The organism is Streptomyces sp. NPDC002536, assembly GCF_053594995.1.
This window is the reverse complement of sequence record NZ_JBSFWU010000228.1, coordinates 1-2,956: the sequence shown is the minus strand read 5'-3', so window position 1 is coordinate 2,956 and position 2,956 is coordinate 1. Positions and strand designations below refer to the sequence as shown.

The 2,956-nt window shown below is 74.0% G+C and carries 2 protein-coding genes; one reads left to right on the top strand and one right to left on the bottom strand.

Going from position 1 to position 2,956, the window contains the following annotated elements:
* Positions 1-192: 192 nt before the first annotated feature.
* Positions 193-2,082, bottom strand: a complete 1,890-nt coding sequence (locus ACWD4B_RS35570; RefSeq protein WP_451424645.1) for an ATP-binding cassette domain-containing protein — start codon at positions 2,080-2,082, stop codon at positions 193-195.
* A 135-nt stretch (positions 2,083-2,217) separates the two neighbouring features.
* Between ACWD4B_RS35570 and ACWD4B_RS35565 the strand changes: the two genes are divergently transcribed.
* Complete coding sequence (locus ACWD4B_RS35565) at positions 2,218-2,763, top strand: glycoside hydrolase family 25 protein (protein ID WP_451424644.1); 546 nt, start codon at positions 2,218-2,220, stop codon at positions 2,761-2,763.
* Positions 2,764-2,956 lie beyond the last annotated feature (193 nt).

Sequence of the window (2,956 nt, the reverse complement as noted above, 5' to 3'; positions counted from 1 at the left end):
GGCGGCGTGGAGGAAGTCGTGCGGCGGGAGGGAGCCGAGCACTTCGCCCCGGGCCCCTGGGGTGGTGCGTCGGCTGCGGGCCGGTGGGGGCTGGTCGCGCAGTTCCCCGCGCCCCTTACGGGGCGCCTGGTCGCGCCCACGCGGCGGAGCCGCATATGTGAACAGCCCCGCGCCCCTGCGGGGCGCGCCCCCCTACGGGGCGAGGTACGCCGCCGCCTGGGCCAGATACAGCCGGGCGTAGACACCGTCGCGCGCCATGAGGTCCTGGTGGTTGCCGTCCTCGACGATGCGCCCCCGGTCGAGGACGTAGATGTGGTCCGCCGCGCGGATGCTGGAGAAGCGGTGCGAGATCAGCACGACCGTGCGCCCCGCGCAGAGCGCCCGCATGCGGGCGAAGAGCGCGGCCTCGGCCTCGGCGTCGAGGGCGGCCGTGGGCTCGTCCAGGATGACGAACGGCGCGTCGCGGTAGAACGCCCGGGCCAGGGCGAGGCGTTGCCACTGTCCGCCGGACAGGTCGGTGGCTCCGGAGAACTCCTTGCCGAGCCGGGTGGCGTAGCCGTCGGGCAGCGCGGAGAGGAAGACGTCGGCACCGGCGGCCAGGGCCGCACACCGTGCGCGGTCCGCTGCGCCGGGGGCGTCGGGGCGGCCGAGGGTGATGTTCTCCTCGGCGGTGAACTTGTACCGCACGAAGTCCTGGAAGATCACGGCCGTCCGCTCCCGCAGCAGGCCGGGGTCGGCGACCGGCTCGCCGTCCAGCAGCAGCCGGCCGTGCTGCGGGGTGTAGAGGCCGCAGAGGAGTTTGGCCAGGGTGGTCTTGCCCGAGCCGTTGGCTCCCGCCAGGGCGACGGTCCGGCCCGCCGGAAGGGTCAGGTCGACCCCGCACAGGGCCGGAGCCGCCGCGCCGGGATAGGTGAAGGTGATCCCGCGCGCCTCCAGGGCGCGGAAGGCGGGCGGTCCGGGCGCCGTGCCGGCCGTGGCGGTGCGCTGCTGCGGCCCGGGCGCGTTGCCGGAGGGTGCGAAGGCGCGTAAGTCGTCGAGATAGAGGAGCTGTTCCCCGGTCGTGGACAGCAGGTCGCCCAGGTACTGGGCCCGGGTGCCGAGCAGGAGCAGGGCCGCGAGCGCGGTCGCCGCGGTCGCCCCGCTCAGCAGCCCGGCGTGCGCCAGCCACAGCAGCAGGCCGAGCAGACCGGCGGCACCGAGGTCGGCGGACAGCCGGGCCAGTGCCTGGCGCCGCGTCAACAGCCGGGCGAGCGCGGCCTCCTGGGTGATCTCGGCCTCGTAGCGCTCGGACCAGCGGTGGCGCAGCGCCGGGCCGATTCCGAACGCGCGGATCTCCGGGGCCTCTTCGCGGCCGGTCAGCAGCTGTTCGGCGTACTGCCGCACCCGCCGGTTCTCCGCCAGGCTCAGGTGCAGGTCGTGGCGGGCCCGGCGGACGCGTCGGGCGTTGCGCAGCACCGGCAGGGCGATCAGCAGCAGCGAGGGCAGCAGCCACCACGCGAGGACCGCGAACGACACGGCCACCGCGAGCAGGGAGACGGCGGTCCGGACCAGGCTGGTGAGCGTGATCACCAGTAGCAGGGGCTGGAAGCGGGAGGCGGCCACGGCGCGCTGCAGCCGGTCGTGGAAGTCCGGTTCCTCGAACGTGGCCAGGTCGGCGGCCATGGCGGCGTCCAGCACCTGCTGGGTGGCCAGCCGGTCCACGTTCAGCCGCAGCACCCGCTGCACGTTCTGGACGACGACCCGCAGCAGCCCGCCCGCCAGCGCCATCGCGGCCACCCCGGCCACGGCCCCCGCGGACGGGAGCAGCAGCCCGGCGAGGCCCGCACCGCCGGTCCACGGGGCGGCCCGGGCCAGGGTCCGCTGGGTCGCCAGCAGGGCCACGCCGAGCCCGGCGCCTTGCACCAGCTGGATCCCCAGCACCAGGCCCAGCCGCCGGGGGTCGGCCCGCCAGGCCAGCGCCACGGTGAACGCCGCCACGGCCGCCACCTGACGCACCGGTCGCCGCAGGGGTGCGGGAGGCGGCGGGGCGGCCGCCGTGCTCGCCGGGGTCGAGCCGGTGGATGCGGTCGTGGTGGCCGTCATGGCCGTAAAACTGCGCGCAGCGAAGGAAGTTGACAATCGAACAGACTGCGGAGATATTGCCGCACCCCCCGGTGCAGGAACGATACTTCGAACATCCCCGTCCGCTCCGTCCGCCCCCACCGGGAGGAGACCGGAATGCTCCACGGCATCGACGTCAGCAGTCACAACAGCGCGAACTACTCCGTCAGCGGGCTGGACTTCGTCTTCGTGAAGGTCACCGAAGGCACGTCCTACGTCAACCCGAAGTGGGTGGAGCAGCGCGACCGGGCCCGCGACCACGGGCTCGTCGTCGGCTACTACCACTACGTCACCCCGGGCTCCATGTCCGCCCAGTGCGCCTACTTCCTCGACAAGATCGCCTTACGGAGGGGCGACGTCCTCGCCCTCGACTGGGAGGACCCCGGCGTCTCCTGCCGCGACAAGGACCGCTGGATCGCCGACACCAGGGCCAAGGCCCGCGGGCACCGGGTCGTGCTGTACTGCAACCGCGACTACTGGTTCCACAAGGACACCACGGACAACGCGGGCGACGGCCTGTGGATCGCCGACCCCGACCACTCCGCGGGGCACCCGGGCGTGCAGCACGCGTGGACGTTCCACCAGTACAGCGAGTCCGGCGGCATCGACCACAACGTCGCGCACTTCGACAGCCGGGCCGCGCTGCGGGCGTGGGCGGACTAGGGCTTGTGCCCCGTAAGGGGCGCGGGGAACTGCGCGATCAGCTACGACGCGCCCGCAGTCGGGGTTCTCGGGGCTGCGCCCCGGACCCCTGGGGTGGTGCGTTATCTGCGGGCCGGTGGGGGCTGTTCGCGCAGTTCCCCGCGCCCCTGACGGGGCGCCTGGTCGCGCCCACGCGGCGGAGCCGCACAATGTC

Excerpts from the sequence above, each read along its gene's own strand:
- ACWD4B_RS35570 (WP_451424645.1), bottom strand. The coding sequence starts at position 2,082 with ATGACGGCCACCACGACCGCATCCACCGGCTCGACCCCGGCGAGCACG.
- ACWD4B_RS35565 (WP_451424644.1), top strand. The coding sequence starts at position 2,218 with ATGCTCCACGGCATCGACGTCAGCAGTCACAACAGCGCGAACTACTCC.